The organism is Castellaniella sp., from assembly GCF_034675845.1.
In the GTDB taxonomy this organism is placed as follows: Bacteria; Pseudomonadota; Gammaproteobacteria; order Burkholderiales; family Burkholderiaceae_B; genus Castellaniella.
In genome coordinates this window covers 1,537,762-1,554,478 of sequence record NZ_JAUCCU010000001.1, presented here as the reverse complement: position 1 = coordinate 1,554,478, position 16,717 = coordinate 1,537,762, and the positions used below count along the sequence as shown (strand labels likewise).

The window sequence follows — 16,717 nt, the reverse complement described above, 5'->3', positions numbered from 1 at the left end:
TGCGCACCCACAAAAGGTGCATAAAAGTGCTTGCCCTTAAAAACAGGTGCGTGCTACACTGATTGGCTTACCGAATTAAGACGGTTGGGCAAGGTATGCGCCTAGGCCCCATCGTCCTACTTAAGTAACTGGAAACAACCCGGAAACTGCGGCGAAAACTTCAGCAGAAGAATTGCAGCAGAAGATTTCTGGACCAAGCTTGTGCAAGACCCGCTCTTTTACGTATTCGTGTCAGGCGGATTTTGTACATGTCACCTGAACATCGACGTAAAACGTACGCAAGTACAAAGGATGCGTAAAGGTCATGCCTACTATTGCTCAACTGTTGCGCAAACCGCGCCAGGTTAGCCGCGAAAACAGCAAGAGCCCCGCGCTGGAAAATTGCCCCCAGCGCCGCGGCGTCTGCACCCGTGTATACACCACCACCCCTAAAAAGCCTAATTCTGCCCTGCGCAAAGTCGCCAAGGTTCGCCTGACCAATGGCTACGAGGTCATCTCGTACATCGGCGGCGAAGGCCATAACCTCCAGGAACACTCTGTGGTCCTGGTGCGTGGCGGCCGCGTGAAGGACTTGCCGGGTGTGCGTTATCACATCGTGCGTGGTTCCCTCGACCTCCAAGGGGTCAAGGACCGCAAACAAGCCCGCTCCAAATACGGCGCCAAGCGGCCTAAGAAATAATCCGCAGCTCTGCCGTCCCCCATTGATCGCCCTGCGATCAAAAACGTGCAGCCAGGGCCATTTGGCTTTGGCAGGTAAGTGGCTCTCCCCTATGGAAGCCGAGGCCGTGAATCAACGGCTCAACTGAATCGTCACCAGGAAATCGAAATGCCTCGTCGTCGCGAAGTACCAAAACGTGAAATCCTCCCAGATCCCAAGTTCGGCAGTGTCGAGCTGGCCAAATTCATGAACGTCGTCATGCTGTCCGGCAAGAAAGCCGTGGCAGAACGCATCATTTACGGCGCTTTTGACCAGATCCAGGCCAAAACCGGGAAGGAGCCCATCGAAATCTTCAATACCGCCATCAACAACATCAAGCCCGTGGTCGAAGTCAAATCCCGCCGCGTGGGTGGTGCCAATTACCAGGTTCCAGTCGAAGTCCGCCCTGTGCGCCGACTGGCTCTGGCGATGCGTTGGTTGCGTGAAGCCGCGAAAAAGCGCGGTGAAAAATCAATGGACCTGCGTCTGGCAGGCGAATTGATGGATGCCGCCGAAGGCCGCGGCGGTGCCATGAAGAAGCGTGAGGACACCCACAAGATGGCAGAAGCCAACAAGGCCTTCAGTCACTTCCGTTGGTAATCCGACCGGTCATTCACCAGGAAATACATCATGTCTCGCAAGACCCCTATCCAGCGCTACCGCAACATCGGTATTTCCGCGCATATTGATGCCGGAAAAACCACCACCACCGAGCGCATTCTTTTCTATACCGGCGTCAACCACAAGATTGGCGAAACCCATGAAGGCTCTGCCACCATGGATTGGATGGAACAAGAGCAGGAACGCGGCATCACCATCACGTCGGCGGCCACCACGGCTTTCTGGAGCGGGATGGAGCACCAGTACGACGAACACCGCATCAATATCATCGACACCCCGGGACACGTGGACTTCACGATTGAAGTCGAACGTTCCATGCGTGTGCTTGATGGCGCCTGCATGGTGTATTGCGCCGTGGGTGGCGTGCAGCCTCAGTCCGAGACCGTCTGGCGTCAGGCCAACAAGTATGGCGTGCCCCGTCTGGCCTTCGTGAACAAGATGGACCGCACCGGTGCCAACTTCTTCAAGGTCTACGAGCAGATGCGCCTGCGTCTGAAGGCCAATCCGGTTCCTATCGTCATTCCGATTGGTGCCGAAGACAACTTCAAGGGCGTCGTCGATCTGACCAAGATGAAAGGCATCATCTGGGACGAAGCCTCGATGGGCACCAAGTTCGAATACATCGACGTGCCTGCCGAAATGGCCGAAGAAGTCGCCAAATGGCGTGAAAACCTCGTCGAGGCCGCTGCTGAAGCCAACGAGGAACTGATGAACAAGTACCTCGAATCCGGCGAACTCACCGAGCAGGAAATCGACCTGGGTATTCGCCTGCGCACCATCGCCGGCGAGATCCAGCCGATGTTGTGCGGCACCGCTTTCAAGAACAAGGGCGTGCAGCGCATGCTGGATGCCGTCATCGATTACATGCCGTCGCCTGTGGATATTCCGCCGGTGAAGGGCACGGATGACGAAGGCAATGACATCAGCCGTCAGGCCGATGACGGTGCCAAGCTCTCCGCGCTGGCATTCAAGCTCATGACCGACCCGTTTGTGGGCCAGCTGACCTTCATCCGTGTGTATTCCGGCGTGTTGAAGTCCGGCGATACCGTCTACAACCCCATCAAGGGCAAAAAAGAACGGATCGGCCGTATTTTGCAGATGCATGCCAACAACCGCGCCGAGCTCAAGGAAGTGGTGGCTGGTGACATCGCCGCCGTGGTGGGCCTGAAAGACGTCACGACGGGCGAAACCCTGTGTGATGTGGGCGATCACGTTCTGCTCGAAAAGATGGAATTCCCCGAGCCCGTGATTTCCCAGGCCGTGGAACCAAAATCCAAAGCCGACCAGGAAAAGATGGGCATTGCCCTGTCCCGACTGGCTGCTGAAGATCCTTCCTTCCGTGTGCACAGCGACGAAGAGTCCGGTCAGACCATCATCTCCGGCATGGGCGAACTGCACCTCGAAGTGCTGGTCGATCGCATGCGCCGCGAGTTCAACGTCGAAGCCAACGTCGGCAAGCCCCAGGTGGCTTACCGCGAGACCATTCGCAAGGTCTGCGAAGAAGTCGAAGGCAAGTTCGTCAAGCAGTCCGGTGGTCGCGGCCAGTATGGTCACGTCGTGCTCAAGCTCGAACCCATGGAGCCCGGCAGCGGCTATGAATTCGTCGATGCCATCAAGGGCGGCGTGGTGCCGCGCGAGTTCATCCCTGCGGTGGACAAGGGCATTCAGGAAACCTTGCCGGCCGGGGTGGTGGCGGGCTACCCTGTGGTCGACGTCAAGGTCACGCTGTTCTTCGGTTCTTACCACGATGTGGACTCGAACGAAAACGCCTTTAAGATGGCCGGTTCCATGGCCTTCAAAGAAGGCATGCGCAAGGCTAACCCTGTGCTGCTCGAGCCCATGATGCACGTGGAAGTCGAAACCCCCGAAGATTATGCCGGTACGGTGATGGGCGATCTGTCCTCACGTCGCGGTATGGTTCAGGGTATGGATGACATCCCAGGCGGCGGCAAGACCATCAAGGCCGAGGTTCCCCTGGCCGAAATGTTCGGCTACGCCACGAGCCTGCGCTCGCAGACTCAAGGTCGTGCTACCTACACGATGGAATTCAAGCAGTACGCCGAGGCCCCGCGCAACGTGGCCGACGAAGTCATCGCCGCTCGCGGCAAATAATTATCCGTCCCGGCCTGATGGTCGGGACTATCCCTCTTTCATTTCCTAGGAAATCACAGGAATTATCATGGCAAAAGGTAAGTTTGAACGGACCAAACCGCACGTCAACGTGGGTACGATCGGGCACGTTGACCACGGCAAGACGACTCTGACGGCGGCAATCACGACGGTGCTGGCCAAGGCAATGGGCGGCGAAGCCAAGGGCTACGACCAGATTGACAACGCGCCCGAAGAAAAGGCGCGTGGCATCACCATCAGCACGTCGCACGTGGAATACGAGACGGCCAACCGCCACTATGCCCACGTTGACTGCCCGGGTCACGCTGACTATGTCAAGAACATGATCACCGGTGCCGCCCAGATGGACGGTGCGATTCTGGTGTGCTCGGCCGCTGACGGCCCCATGCCCCAGACGCGTGAACACATCCTGCTGGCCCGCCAGGTGGGTGTGCCTTACATCGTTGTGTTCCTGAACAAGTGCGACATGGTCGACGACGAAGAGCTGCTCGAACTGGTCGAGATGGAAGTGCGCGAACTGCTCTCGAAGTACGACTTCCCGGGCGACGACACCCCCATCATCAAGGGTTCCGCCAAGCTGGCGCTTGAAGGCGACGAAGGCCCCCTGGGCTCGCAGGCCATCATGCAGTTGGCCGAAGCGCTGGACACCTACATTCCCCAGCCGGAACGTGCCATTGACGGTGCCTTCCTGATGCCTGTGGAAGACGTGTTCTCGATCTCCGGTCGCGGTACCGTGGTCACGGGTCGCATCGAGCGCGGCATCATCAAGGTTGGTGAAGAAATCGAAGTCGTGGGTATCCATGACACGCTCAAGACCACCTGCACGGGCGTGGAAATGTTCCGCAAGCTGCTGGATCAGGGTCAGGCCGGTGATAACGTCGGTATCTTGCTGCGCGGCACCAAGCGTGAAGAAGTCGAGCGCGGTCAGGTGTTGGCCAAGCCCGGTTCGATCCGCCCGCACACGGACTTCGACGCCGAGGTCTACATTCTGTCCAAGGACGAAGGTGGCCGTCACACGCCGTTCTTCAAGGGCTATCGTCCCCAGTTCTACTTCCGCACGACGGACGTGACCGGCACGATCGAGCTGCCCGAAGACAAGGAAATGGTCCTGCCAGGCGATAACATCTCCATCAAGGTCTGCCTGATTGCGCCCATCGCCATGGAAGAAGGTCTGCGTTTTGCCATCCGCGAAGGCGGCCGCACTGTCGGCGCCGGCGTCGTTGCCAAAATCATCAAGTAATTGATGCGCTGGCGGGGGTGTGGCCCCCGCCCAGACTCGTTCTTTAGGGATTCCCATGAAAAACCAGAAAATCCGCATTCGCCTGAAGGCGTTTGACTATAAGCTGATCGACCAATCCGCTGCTGAAATCGTCGAAACAGCCAAGCGCACCGGCGCCGTGGTTCGTGGCCCCGTGCCACTGCCCACGCGTATTCGTCGCTATGACGTGCTGCGTTCGCCGCACGTCAACAAGACTTCGCGGGATCAGTTCGAAATGCGTACGCACCAGCGTCTGATGGATATCGTCGACCCCACCGACAAGACCGTGGACGCCCTGATGCGTCTGGACTTGCCGGCTGGCGTGGATGTCGAAATCGCGCTGCAATAAATCCGACCAAGGAAGCTTTGCTTGCAAGCCTTCCTTGCTCGAACAACACCCCGACAGGTTTCTGTCGGGGTGTTTTGTATTCGGCCTTGATCAATCATTGAGCAAATGCTAGAATCTAAGGCTTGGTCATATATTGGCAATAGGTGTAAACACACCCATTGCCTGTTTTCGGTCATGTCAGTAGTACCTAAGTAGCAAATTAGTAGTAGCAAGCAGTAATAAGCAGTAGCAAACAGCCCCGGCCAATCGCAGTCGGGAATCAAGCTTAAGGGCTTTAATGCCCCGGAGAAAACAATGTCGAATTCGACACCTACGCCCGCGGCCTGGCGCCTCGGGCTTGTGGGGCGAAAAGTCGGCATGACCCGCATTTTTACCGAGGAAGGCGATTCCATCCCGGTAACTGTGCTGGACGTGTCCGACAATCGCGTCGCCCAGGTCAAGACGCCTGAAATCGACGGCTATGCAGCAGTGCAGCTGGCTTACGGCTCCCGTCGCGCATCACGCGTGGCCAAAGCCCAAGCTGGCCACTATGCCAAAGCCGGCATCGAAGCCGGTTCCATCCTGAAAGAATTCCGTCTGGACCCCGCCACCGCCGCCGAGTTCACGGCTGGTTCCGTGGTGGCCGTGGAATCCATCTTCCAGGCTGGTCAACAGGTCGACGTCACTGGCACCAGCATCGGTAAAGGCTTTGCCGGCACGATCAAGCGCCACAACTTCGGTTCTCAGCGCGCTTCTCACGGTAACTCGCGTTCGCACCGCGTTCCTGGCTCCATCGGCCAGTCACAAGACCCCGGTCGCGTGTTCCCCGGCAAGAAAATGGCCGGCCATATGGGTGCTGCCATCACCACCGTACAGAACCTCGATGTCGTGCGCGTAGACGCCGAACGCGGTCTGCTGCTGGTCCGTGGTGCCGTTCCCGGTCACAAAAATGCCGACATCGTCGTGCGTCCGGCCATCAAGGCCGCGCCCAAGAAAGGAGCCTAATCATGGAACTCAAGCTCCTGAATGATCAGGGTCAGTCCTCGGCCACCGTTGCTGGTGCCGATGAGGTCTTCGGTCGAGAATTCAACGAAGCGCTGGTGCACCAGATCGTCGTGGCCTATCAGGCCAACGCACGCATGGGTAACCGCGCTCAGAAGAACCGCGAAACCGTCAAGCACTCCACCAAGAAGCCGTGGCGCCAAAAAGGCACCGGTCGTGCCCGTTCGGGTATGACATCCTCGCCGATCTGGCGTGGGGGTGGCCGTGCGTTCCCGAACTCGCCGGATGAAAACTTCAGCCAGAAGGTCAACAAGAAAATGTACCGCGCCGGTTTGCGCGCCATTTTCTCGCAGCTGGTGCGCGAAGACCGCCTGGCCGTGGTGGAAACCTTCACCCTGGAAGCCCCCAAGACCAAGCTGGCAGCCGCCAAGCTCAAGGATCTGGGCATTACCGAATCCGTCCTGATCATCACTGATGCCATGGACGAGAACGTCTATCTCGCGACGCGCAACCTGCCCAACGTGGCAGTCATCGAAACGCGCTACGCCGATCCGCTGTCCCTGGTCCACTACAAAAAAGTACTGGTCACCAAATCGGCGATCGCCCAACTCGAGGAGTTGCTGGGATGAATGCCGAACGTCTGATGCAAGTCATTCTGGCACCCGTGGTTACTGAAAAAGCCACGATGATTGCCGAAAAAAACAACCAGGTCGCTTTCCGTGTCGTGGCTGATGCCACCAAGCCCGAGATCAAGGCCGCCATCGAACTCCTCTTCAAGGTCGAGGTCGATTCCGTGCAGGTCGCCAATCGCAAGGGCAAGGAAAAGCGCTTCGGCCGATTCATGGGTCGTCGCCGCAACGAACGCAAGGCCTATGTGTCGCTCAAGGCCGGCCAGGAAATCGACTTTTCGGAGGTGAACTAAATGCCGCTGGTAAAAGTCAAACCTACATCCGCCGGTCGCCGGGGCATGATCAAGGTCGTGCACCCCGAGCTGCACAGGGGTCCGGGCTATGCCCCCCTGCTGGAACCCCAGTCGCGCCATTCTGGCCGTAACAACAACGGTCACATCACGGTGCGTCATCGTGGCGGTGGCCACAAACAGCACTATCGTGTTGTTGATTTCCGTCGCAACAAAGACGGCATCGTCGCTCGCGTCGAACGTCTGGAATACGACCCCAACCGCACCGCGCACTTGGCGTTGCTGTGCTATGCCGACGGCGAACGCCGTTACATCATTGCACCGCGTGGCCTGGAAGTCGGCGCGACCGTCGTTTCGGGTCCCGAAGCGCCGATCCGTGCCGGTAACACGCTGCCGATCCGTGCCATTCCTGTTGGCTCCACCATCCACTGCATCGAGATGCAGCCTGGCAAGGGTGCCCAGATCGCACGTTCGGCTGGTGCTTCGGCTGTGTTGATGGCCCGTGAAGGCGTCTATGCTCAGGTTCGCCTGCGCTCTGGCGAAGTCCGTCGCGTGCACATCGATTGCCGTGCCACCATCGGTGAAGTCGGCAATGGCGATCACAGCCTGCGCCAAATCGGCAAGGCAGGCGCCATGCGCTGGCGTGGTATCCGCCCGACCGTTCGTGGCGTTGCCATGAACCCGGTGGATCACCCGCATGGTGGTGGTGAAGGTCGCACCGGCGAAGGCCGTGAACCCGTCAGTCCGTGGGGTACTCCCGCCAAGGGCTATCGGACCCGTCGTAACAAGCGCACAGACAATATGATTGTCTCGCGCCGCAAGCGCAAATAAGGGGCGAACACTATGTCACGTTCGATCAAAAAAGGCCCATTCGTCGATGCGCATCTGATCAAAAAGGTCGATGCCGCCGTTGGGGGCAAGGAAAAAAAAGCCGATCAAGACCTGGTCGCGTCGTTCTACCATTTTGCCCGAGTTCATTGGGTTGACCATTGCCGTGCATAACGGCCGCCAGCACGTTCCCGTTTATATCAACGAGAATATGGTCGGCCACAAGCTCGGTGAATTTGCCCTGACGCGTACCTTCAAGGGTCACGCGGCGGACAAAAAGGCCAAGAGGTAAGCCATGGAAACTACCGCAATCATTCGCGGCGTGCATATTTCCGCCCAAAAGACTCGCCTGGTGGCGGATCTGATCCGTGGGAAATCCGTGGCGCAGGCGCTCAATGTCTTGACGTTCAGTCCTAAAAAGGCTGCGGTCATTCTGAAAAAAGCGCTCGAGTCGGCGATTGCCAATGCCGAGCACAATGATGGTGCCGACATCGACGAACTGAAGGTCACCACCATCTATGTCGACAAAGCCCAGTCCATGAAGCGTTTCTCGGCTCGTGCCAAGGGCCGCGGCAACCGCATCGAAAAGCAGACCTGCCACATTGTGGTCAAGGTCGGGGCCTAAGGAGTCGCTATGGGACAGAAAATCCACCCAATCGGGTTCCGCCTCGCGGTCAACCACAACTGGACTTCTCGCTGGTACGCCAACGACAAGGTCTACGGCAGCATGCTGGCCGAAGACATTCGTGTGCGTGAATACCTGAAGAAGAAACTGAAATCGGCTTCCGTCGGTCGCATCATCATCGAGCGCCCCGCCAAGAACGCCCGCATCACCATCTACTCGGCTCGCCCGGGTGTGGTCATCGGCCGTCGCGGCGAGGACATCGAGAACCTGAAGGCTGATCTGCAGCGTCTGATGGGCGTGCCCGTGCACGTCAACATCGAGGAAATCCGCAAGCCGGAAACCGACGCTCAACTGATCGCCGACTCGATCGCCCAACAGCTCGAAAAACGCATTATGTTCCGCCGCGCCATGAAACGCGCCATGCAGAACGCCATGCGTCTGGGCGCTCAGGGCATCAAGATCATGTCTGCAGGTCGCTTGAACGGGATCGAAATTGCCCGTACCGAATGGTACCGCGAAGGCCGTGTGCCCCTGCACACCCTGCGCGCCCATATCGACTACGGCACGGCCGAAGCCCAAACCACGTACGGCATCATCGGGATCAAGGTCTGGGTTTACAAGGGCGATATGCAGCCTAACGGCGATTTCCCCGTTGAAACCGCTGCTGGTCCGCGTGATGACGAGCGCCGTCCGCGCCGTGCTCCGCGTAGTGATCGTCCTGGCCGCCCCGGTGGCCGTGGTCGTGGTCCGCGTCGTGATGCTTCATCGGCTGCGCCCGCGCCTGAAGGAGAATAACTATGCTGTCACCCTCTCGCAGGAAATACCGCAAAGAGCAAAAAGGCCGCAATACCGGTCTGGCTACGCGCGGCGTCGATGTGTCGTTTGGCGAGTTCGGCCTGAAGGCCACCGATCGGGGTCGCCTCACGGCACGCCAGATCGAAGCCGCTCGTCGTGCCATCAACCGTCACATCAAGCGCGGCGGCCGTATCTGGATCCGGATTTTTCCGGACAAGCCCATTTCCCAAAAGCCCGCCGAAGTCCGGATGGGCAAGGGCAAGGGCAATCCAGAGTTCTGGGTCGCTGAAATCCAACCTGGCAAGGTACTGTACGAAATGGAAGGCGTGTCTGAAGAAGTCGCACGCGAAGCATTCCGTCTGGCTGCCGCCAAGCTTCCCTTGCGCACGACCTTTGTGTCGCGTCGCGTGGGCGCCTAAGGGGTATATACATGAAAGCCAGTGAACTGCGCGAAAAAGACGCCGCCGGGCTCCAAACCGAGCTCGAGAGCCTGCTGAAGGCACATTTCAACCTGCGTATGCAGCGTGCCACCCAGCAGCTTTCCAACACCAGCCAGTTGGGCAAGGTGCGTCGCGATATCGCGCGCATCCGCACCATCATGACTGAGAACGCAGGAAAGTAATATGACAACCGAAACTCAAAAAGACAGCACCAAGCGTCAGCGCACGCTGGTCGGCAAGGTCGTCAGCAACAAAATGGACAAGACGATTGTCGTCAGCGTCCAGACCCGCGTAAAGCACCCCGTCCTGGGTAAGTTCGTCAACCGCACTGCCAAATACAAGGCGCACGACGAAACCAACCAGATCAACGAGGGCGATACGGTGGAAATCGCCGAAGGTCGGCCTATCTCCAAGTCCAAGTCCTGGACGGTAGTCCGCCTGGTCGAGGCTGTGCGCATCATCTGATGATGCAGGCCTTTCAGGGCTGTCTCAGTTCCTGAAAGGCTGACAGGCTCTGCACAAAACAAACAACCCCGCTTCGGCGGGGTTGTTTGTTTTGTGCGCCGCATTAGTGCGGCAGAGGTTTCAGTCAGGCATTAGCTGGATGAGTGGCCGCCTCGACGACTGCGTGCAGCGCCTGCTGGTCGGTCTGTACCAAGGGCAGGAATTCCTGATATAGGCAAGAATAGAGGCTGGCCTTGGGCCTGCATGGATAACCAGAACGGAGCCATCCACATGAAGCAAGCATTGAAAACCTCAATACCAGCCGTTCTGCTTTCCGTTGTGCTGGCTGCCTGCGCCTCGCCTGCGCCCCCTGCGGTAGTTGCCATCCCCTCGATCACCCAGGCCGCTGCAGCAGCCTACGACAGTGGCATGGATATTTTCCATCCCGTCGTTGCGCACCATGGCATGGTGGTGACAGAGCACAAGCTCGCCAGCCAAGCCGGATTGGCCATGCTGCAGGCGGGCGGCAATGCGGTGGATGCCGCCGTGGCGGTAGGCTTTGCCTTGGCGGTGGTGCTGCCCAATGCGGGCAATCTGGGGGGCGGCGGCTTTATGGTGCTGCATACCGCCCAAGACAATCAGGACCATGCCTTGGATTTCCGCGAGACCGCGCCTGCGCGGGCAAGCCGCGACATGTATGTGGGGGCGGACGGCCAGGTTGTCGATGGGCGGTCCTTGTTTACCCATTTGGCCGTGGGTGTACCTGGTTCTGTGGCGGGTCTGACGCATGCCTTGCAGCGTTGGGGCAGTCTGCCGTTGGACCAGGTCATGGCGCCGGCGATCCGCCTGGCCGAGCGTGGCTTTGCCGTCAGTCCGGCGCTGGCAGATGCCTTGGCTAAAAACAGCCGTGTCATGGGCCAATGGCCGGCGACTCAGGCGATTTTCTGGCGTGATGGGCAAGCCTTGCAGGCGGGCGACTGGCTGGTACAAAAAGACCTGGCCCAGTCCCTGCGCTTGATTGCCCGGGATGGCGCCTCGGCGTTTTACCAGGGCGCGATAGCCCGACAGATCGTGGTCGAGATGGCCCGTCATGGTGGACTGATCCAGGCCCAGGATCTGGCCGACTACCGGGCAGTCGAGCGTGCGCCCATCAGCGGCACCTATCGCGGCTATCGAATTATTACCATGCCGCCCCCCAGCTCGGGTGGTATCCATCTGGTGCAATTGCTGAACATCATGGAGAACTGGCCCATGCATCAGTGGGGCGCGGGCAGCGCCCAGACGGTGCACCACATGGCCGAGGCCATGAAGCTGGCCTACGCGGATCGCTCCGAATATCTGGGGGATACGGACTTCGTGCCAGTGCCTGTGGCGGGCCTGGTCTCAAAGGCCTATGCCAAGCAGCTGGCGGCCCACATCGATCCCCTGCGGTCAAGGCCTTCGACCGATATACGCCCTGGCCAACCGCAGGCCTACGAGAGTGACCAGACCACCCATTATTCTGTGGTGGACGGCAGCGGCAATGCGGTGGCGGTCACCTATACCTTGAATACTAATTTCGGCAGCGGCATTGTGGCATCCGGCACGGGGATCTTATTGAATAACGAAATGGATGATTTCTCCGCCAAACCAGGGGTGGCCAATGTCTATGGCCTGATCGGCGGTGAAGCCAATGCCATTCAGCCCGGCAAGCGCCCCTTGTCATCCATGACCCCTACGGTGGTATTGGCCGATGGCGCGCCCTGGCTGGTGACGGGCAGCCCCGGCGGGGCACGCATCATCACCACCGTGCTGGAAACGATTACCAATGCGATTGATTTCCGGCTGAACCCGGCTGAGTCCGCCGCCCAACCGCGGTTTCATCACCAATGGTGGCCCGACGAGCTGCGTGTGGAAAAAGGCTTTAGCCCGGATACGCTGGATTTGTTGCGCCAGTATGGTCACCGAATCGTCGTCAAGCCCACGATGGGCAAGACCCAGACCATCCAGATCCGCGATGGGGTGCAATACGGCGCATCCGATCCACGTGGCCCGGATGGGGCGGCTTTGGGGGTTCCCTGAGGTGGACCGCTAGTTTAAAATCATCGAACCTGACAATTTCCTGAATGAATACGGAGTCCTCAATCATGAAATGCCCTGCCTGCCGAGATGTCGATCTTTCCATGTCCTCACGCCAAAATATCGAGATAGACTATTGTCCTCAGTGCCGAGGCGTCTGGCTGGATCGCGGCGAGCTGGATAAGCTGATTGAACGCAGCGTCCAGGAGGTTTCAACCCCAGAACGACAAGCCCCTGTCCAGCCGTCGCCTGGTGGCCAATATCGCGATGCTCCGCGCTACCATGACAAACATTACCGGAAAAAATCTTTCTGGCACGAAATCTTTGATTAGAAGGACCTGATTTCCATGGACATCACCTGTTTCAATGATCTGCTGCAGGCTGCTCGCCAGCAGCCTGAACCGCAGCGCCTGCTGTTTGTCTTTGCCTCCAGCGGGGTGCCAGACGACGCCACTGCGGCCCAGAAGGCCAGCCATGCGCGTGGCGAAGGCGGAGAACTGACGCCATTGCTATGCGTGGACAAGACCCCGGCCGAAATCACGGATTTTGCGGCGCTGGTTCAGGAATCCCGCCAGACAGGTCAGGACTGGCAGGTGGTGTTTGTGGCGGCCATGGCGGATCAGACGGCCTTTTTGCCTGATAATAAGGACGTGGACCAGGCCTTTCAGCGCATGACCCAGATGATCAAATACGGCACCATCGGGTCGCTGCTGGCTTTTGACCGCCAGGGCGACCCGCTGATGTTTGGTGCCGCCTGACCTATTTGCCGCGTAGTTCCTTGCGCAGGATCTTGCCCACGTTGCTGCGGGGCAGGTCCTCGCGGAATTCCACGAATTTCGGCACCTTATAGCCTGTCAGCAGCTTGCGGCAATGGGCGATGACCTCGGCCTCGGTCAGTGTGGGGTCTTTGCGGATCACGTACAGCTTGACGACCTCGCCTGAATGCCCGCTGGGCACGCCGATGGCGGCAGCCTCCAGGATGCCGGGGTGTTCGATGGCGGCGGCTTCGACTTCGTTGGGGTAGACATTGAATCCCGACACCAGAATCATGTCTTTTTTGCGGTCCAGCAAAAATATATAACCCTTGTCGTTCATGTAGCCGATATCGCCGGTCAGCAGCCAGCCGTCGGCATCAAAAACTTTGGCGGTTTCCTCTGGGCGGTTCCAATAGCCGGATGTGACTTGTGGGCCTTTGACGCAGATTTCTCCGGACTCGCCAATCGCCATGCTGCGATTGTCGTCGCGGATCGCCACCAGAGTGGATGGCACCGGCAGGCCGATGGAACCATTGAAATCGACCTTGTCCAGCGGGTTGATGGTGACTGCCGGCGAGGTTTCCGTCAGCCCATAAGCCTGGGCGATAGGCTTGCCGGTGATTTGCAGCCAGCGTTGGGCGATGGCCTCTTGGACCGCCATGCCGCCGCCCAGAGATGTGTGCAGATTGCTGAAATCCAGCTTGGCGAAATCGGGATTGTTCAAGAGGGCATTGAACAAGGTGTTGACCCCGGTGAGCGCGGTGAATTTGACCGTGCCCAGTTCTTTGATGAAGCCGGGAATATCGCGTGGATTCACGATCAGCAGATTGCTGGCGCCCAGCTTCATGAAGGTCAGGCAGTTCGCGGTCAGGGCAAAGATATGATATAGCGGCAGGGCCGTGACGACGCATTCTTTTTCGCCCTTGCAGTAGGGCTTTACCCAGCTGTATGCCTGGCACACATTGGACACCAGATTGCCGTGGCTGAGCATGGCGCCTTTAGCCACCCCGGTGGTGCCGCCGGTGTATTGCAGGGCGGCCAGATCGTCATGCGACAGGGCGATGGGCTGGAAAGCAGCCCGCTGACCAGCCGCCAGAACATCGTTGAAGCGCTGCGCGCCCGGCAGATTCCAGGCAGGCACCAGCTTTTTGAGATGGCGCACCACCAGGTTGGTGATCAGGCCTTTGGGAAAGCCCAGCATATCGCCCAGGCCTGTTACCACCACACGCTGGACAGCAGTGTCCGGCATGGCGTCCTGCAGGGTGCGCGCGAAATTCTCGGCCACCACCACGGTCGTGGCCCCGGAATCGCTCAGTTGGTGATGCAGTTCGTGGGCGGTATACAGCGGGTTGGTGTTGACCACCACGGCTCCGGCCATCAGGGTGCCAAACAGGCAGATGGGATATTGCAGCAGATTGGGCATCATCAGGGCGACACGGTCGCCTTTTTTGACGCCCTGGGATTGCAGCCATGCGGCAAAATCCCTGGCTTTTTGTTGCGTCTGCGCATATGTGATGGAGACCCCCATGCTGATATACGCCGTGTTGTGGGCGTATTCCCGGCAGCTGTTCTCGAACAGATCCGCCAGTGAGGCATAGGTGGCCGCCTGGTCGGTGATGTCAGTCGGCACCCCTTGAGGGTAATGTTCCAACCAGATGGGTTCCATGGTGGGTTTCCTTAATGCAGTCGCTAAAAGTCAGTTGGCTGGTGCCTGGCCCAGCAGGGCTTGTTTCAGAGAGGCCTGGGCGGGCTCCGGCCCAAGCCAGACCTTGAGCAAGGCGCTGGCAAAACGTGGGTCCGAAACCTCGCCCAGTGCCTTGTCCTTGAATGATACCGATACCTTCCCCTGGTTGAAACGGATATCCACCCGGTCACCGGACACGCCTTCACCGCCAGTCTGCATGAATGCTTCAAAGTCGCGGATCGTATTGCTCATTTCGGCCAGTTGGGCTTCGGTGTTGTTGGCCTTCAGGCCATCGTTCAGGGCATCAGTCAGGGCTTTGCTGGTGATATCGCGCAGCAGCGTCAGGCGTAGCAACTGGGGTGCCTGGCTATCTAGAATAGCCTGAACATCCTGTGTTTTCTGCGGCACGTACAGGGCAGCAACATACACCTGGAAGACAAAACGCTGGCGCAGGCCTGCCCCATTGAGCACCAGCGCGGTGCCGTCCAGGCTTTGTTCCGCCGGGACGTCCACCGAGGCGACCGTGACTGCCTGAGCCATGGGAGGCATTGCCCACAAGCCAGCGGCAGCCAGTACCACCGAGGCCAGTCCGATGCGTTTATTGCTCAGGAATCCAAGCGGCTTTTGATCGAAATTCATGTGTGGCGACTCCAAATTCAGACTTCATCCAAATGATGCGTCCTGGGGCCGAATGGATCGGCCAGCCAGGACGCATGCGGTGGTGGCTTTAGAAGCGATGCGAGAACTGCACACCAATCAGGTCTGCGCTGCTCTTGTAGTCGCCCTTTAACGTGCCTGCCGTGGAAGTCGCCGAGCTGTTATCCACCGACGTGCTCTTGACGAACAGGTGGGCGTAGCCGACATCCACGCTGGTGGATTTATTGAAGTTGTATTTCGCGCCCAGCGAGACCCAATAACGGTTGTTGTCAGGTAAGGCCGATGGGCGGTAGGCGGCATCGCGCACCGGGGATTGATCCCAGGCGACGCCGCCCTTGAAGGTCCAGCTGTCGCTATAGCGGTAGTGCGCGCCCAGGGCGACGCGCCAGGCGTCCTTGAAGCGCAGATCCAGATTGGCGTCCGGTATGCCTGCATTGTTGATTTGCAGTTCGGGGATGCTGCTCCAGCCCGTCCAGGACACATCACCCAGCAGCGTCCAGCGCTCATTGAGCTGGTGGACCAGGCTGAAGATCGCCGTATCGGGCAGCTCAATCGAGGCATCGGCATCATACGAGCCCTGCAGCCCTCCAATAGCCGGGATTCTGATGGCCGCGCCGACGTTGCGGTTGGAAATCTCGGTGGTGCCATCGGCATCGATCCGGACTTTGGACCGATAGGACAGGCCCAGGCGGGTGGCTGGGGTGGCCTGCCAGGTCAGGCCGACGTTCCAGCCCCAGCCGTCCCCTTTGGCCTTGACCTTGGCATTCAGGTCGCCACCAGAGCCAGGTCCGAGCAGGCCGGGCACGAACTGTGCCTTGCGGTAGTCGGCTTTCAATTGCATCCAGTTCACGCCGGCGCCCACCGACAAGGTATCGGTGACCTTAAAGGCGATAGAGGGGTTGATGTTGATGCTTTCAATAGAAAATTTTTCAGAGTGATAGCGACCGGCCCAGTCTTTTTCATAGTCGGTCATCAGGCCGAAAGGTGCGCCCACACCAAGTCCCAGCCACCAGCGATCTGCAACTTGCCAGCTGAAGTAGGCATTGGGGACCACGCCCCAGGAGCCGGCGTTGCCCCCGTCGCCACCACCGGTGGCACGACCGCCCAGCGGGCCCAACGGGGCGCCGCCAAAGGTGGTCGGCCCAGTGGTGCCACCATCCGAGAATTCGAAATTCGGCTTGATGGCAACCGCGCCTGCGCTGACGTTCATGCCGGGCAGTAAGGTCATGCCGGCGGGATTGAAATAAATGGTGCTGGCGTCTTCGGCAATGGCGGCAGAGCCGGCATAAGAGCTGCCGATGCCGCTGGCGTTTTGTTCCAGCAGCTGGAATCCCGCCGCGTGGGCGATGCTGACGCTGCCCAAGCCGATAATGAGAGCCGACAGTATCCGGGTCGGGTATTGTTGTTTCATGGTGTCTACTCCAAAGTAATGGGGATGGCCTGCCAGAATTCAGGCGCGCAAAAACCCCTGCCGAC

Annotated in this window: 20 protein-coding genes and 1 pseudogene; 18 read left to right on the top strand and 3 right to left on the bottom strand. The window is 59.0% G+C overall.

Annotation, left to right across the window (positions count from 1 at the left end):
* The first annotated feature begins 304 nt into the window (after window positions 1-304).
* The 18 genes and pseudogenes from rpsL (at window position 305) to VDP81_RS07460 (ending at window position 12,903) form a co-directional block, all read left to right on the top strand.
* Window positions 305-679, top strand: coding sequence for a 30S ribosomal protein S12 (gene rpsL / locus VDP81_RS07545; protein WP_322995767.1), 375 nt, complete (start codon window positions 305-307; stop codon window positions 677-679).
* A gap of 147 nt (window positions 680-826) precedes the next feature.
* Entirely contained in the window at window positions 827-1,297 is a 471-nt protein-coding gene (rpsG, locus tag VDP81_RS07540) for a 30S ribosomal protein S7 (RefSeq protein WP_322995766.1), read from the top strand.
* Between the two features lie 30 nt (window positions 1,298-1,327).
* Window positions 1,328-3,430, top strand: coding sequence for an elongation factor G (fusA, locus tag VDP81_RS07535; protein ID WP_323011950.1), 2,103 nt, complete (start codon window positions 1,328-1,330; stop codon window positions 3,428-3,430).
* 67 nt (window positions 3,431-3,497) lie between these two features.
* A complete protein-coding gene (gene tuf, locus VDP81_RS07530) occupies window positions 3,498-4,688 on the top strand; it encodes an elongation factor Tu (protein ID WP_322995764.1) in 1,191 nt (396 codons plus the stop codon).
* Window positions 4,689-4,743: 55 nt separating this feature from the next.
* Entirely contained in the window at window positions 4,744-5,055 is a 312-nt protein-coding gene (gene rpsJ, locus VDP81_RS07525) for a 30S ribosomal protein S10 (RefSeq protein WP_013743964.1), read from the top strand.
* A 294-nt stretch (window positions 5,056-5,349) separates the two neighbouring features.
* Window positions 5,350-6,039, top strand: coding sequence for a 50S ribosomal protein L3 (gene rplC / locus VDP81_RS07520; RefSeq protein WP_322995763.1), 690 nt, complete (start codon window positions 5,350-5,352; stop codon window positions 6,037-6,039).
* Window positions 6,040-6,041: 2 nt separating this feature from the next.
* Window positions 6,042-6,665 carry a 50S ribosomal protein L4 gene (gene rplD / locus VDP81_RS07515; RefSeq protein ID WP_322995762.1) on the top strand — a complete coding sequence of 208 codons (624 nt, stop codon included), beginning with the start codon at window positions 6,042-6,044 and terminating at the stop codon, window positions 6,663-6,665.
* Window positions 6,662-6,958, top strand: a complete 297-nt coding sequence (gene rplW / locus VDP81_RS07510) for a 50S ribosomal protein L23 (RefSeq protein WP_322995761.1) — start codon at window positions 6,662-6,664, stop codon at window positions 6,956-6,958. Before rplD ends, rplW begins: the two co-directional genes overlap by 4 nt.
* On the top strand, window positions 6,959-7,786 hold the full coding sequence (rplB, locus tag VDP81_RS07505; RefSeq protein ID WP_322995760.1) for a 50S ribosomal protein L2: 828 nt from the start codon (window positions 6,959-6,961) through the stop codon (window positions 7,784-7,786).
* Window positions 7,787-7,798: 12 nt separating this feature from the next.
* Window positions 7,799-8,075: pseudogene (gene rpsS, locus VDP81_RS07500) on the top strand (30S ribosomal protein S19).
* Window positions 8,076-8,078: 3 nt separating this feature from the next.
* Window positions 8,079-8,408: a 50S ribosomal protein L22 gene (rplV, locus tag VDP81_RS07495; RefSeq protein ID WP_322995759.1), complete on the top strand. Its 330-nt coding sequence runs from the start codon at window positions 8,079-8,081 to the stop codon at window positions 8,406-8,408.
* 9 nt (window positions 8,409-8,417) lie between these two features.
* Window positions 8,418-9,203, top strand: coding sequence for a 30S ribosomal protein S3 (gene rpsC / locus VDP81_RS07490; protein WP_322995758.1), 786 nt, complete (start codon window positions 8,418-8,420; stop codon window positions 9,201-9,203).
* Window positions 9,204-9,205: 2 nt separating this feature from the next.
* Window positions 9,206-9,622, top strand: a complete 417-nt coding sequence (rplP, locus tag VDP81_RS07485; RefSeq protein ID WP_322995757.1) for a 50S ribosomal protein L16 — start codon at window positions 9,206-9,208, stop codon at window positions 9,620-9,622.
* Window positions 9,623-9,633: 11 nt separating this feature from the next.
* Window positions 9,634-9,825: a 50S ribosomal protein L29 gene (gene rpmC, locus VDP81_RS07480; RefSeq protein WP_066454649.1), complete on the top strand. Its 192-nt coding sequence runs from the start codon at window positions 9,634-9,636 to the stop codon at window positions 9,823-9,825.
* A gap of 1 nt (window position 9,826) precedes the next feature.
* Window positions 9,827-10,108, top strand: a complete 282-nt coding sequence (gene rpsQ, locus VDP81_RS07475) for a 30S ribosomal protein S17 (RefSeq protein WP_322995756.1) — start codon at window positions 9,827-9,829, stop codon at window positions 10,106-10,108.
* A 270-nt stretch (window positions 10,109-10,378) separates the two neighbouring features.
* On the top strand, window positions 10,379-12,148 hold the full coding sequence (gene ggt / locus VDP81_RS07470; protein ID WP_323011949.1) for a gamma-glutamyltransferase: 1,770 nt from the start codon (window positions 10,379-10,381) through the stop codon (window positions 12,146-12,148).
* 65 nt (window positions 12,149-12,213) lie between these two features.
* A complete protein-coding gene (locus VDP81_RS07465) occupies window positions 12,214-12,477 on the top strand; it encodes a zf-TFIIB domain-containing protein (protein WP_322995754.1) in 264 nt (87 codons plus the stop codon).
* A gap of 15 nt (window positions 12,478-12,492) precedes the next feature.
* Window positions 12,493-12,903, top strand: coding sequence for a ribonucleotide reductase subunit alpha (locus tag VDP81_RS07460; protein WP_322995753.1), 411 nt, complete (start codon window positions 12,493-12,495; stop codon window positions 12,901-12,903).
* Window position 12,904: 1 nt separating this feature from the next.
* Here the strand turns inward: VDP81_RS07460 and VDP81_RS07455 are convergent, their stop codons facing one another.
* The 3 genes from VDP81_RS07455 to VDP81_RS07445 all read right to left on the bottom strand — a co-directional run bounded on the left by VDP81_RS07455 (window position 12,905) and on the right by VDP81_RS07445 (window position 16,652).
* Window positions 12,905-14,566 (bottom strand): AMP-binding protein, encoded by a 1,662-nt coding sequence (locus VDP81_RS07455; protein ID WP_322995752.1) that lies wholly within the window; start codon window positions 14,564-14,566, stop codon window positions 12,905-12,907.
* Between the two features lie 30 nt (window positions 14,567-14,596).
* Complete coding sequence (locus VDP81_RS07450) at window positions 14,597-15,223, bottom strand: chalcone isomerase family protein (protein WP_322995751.1); 627 nt, start codon at window positions 15,221-15,223, stop codon at window positions 14,597-14,599.
* An 88-nt stretch (window positions 15,224-15,311) separates the two neighbouring features.
* Window positions 15,312-16,652, bottom strand: coding sequence for an OmpP1/FadL family transporter (locus tag VDP81_RS07445; protein WP_323011948.1), 1,341 nt, complete (start codon window positions 16,650-16,652; stop codon window positions 15,312-15,314).
* Between the last annotated feature and the right edge of the window lie 65 nt (window positions 16,653-16,717).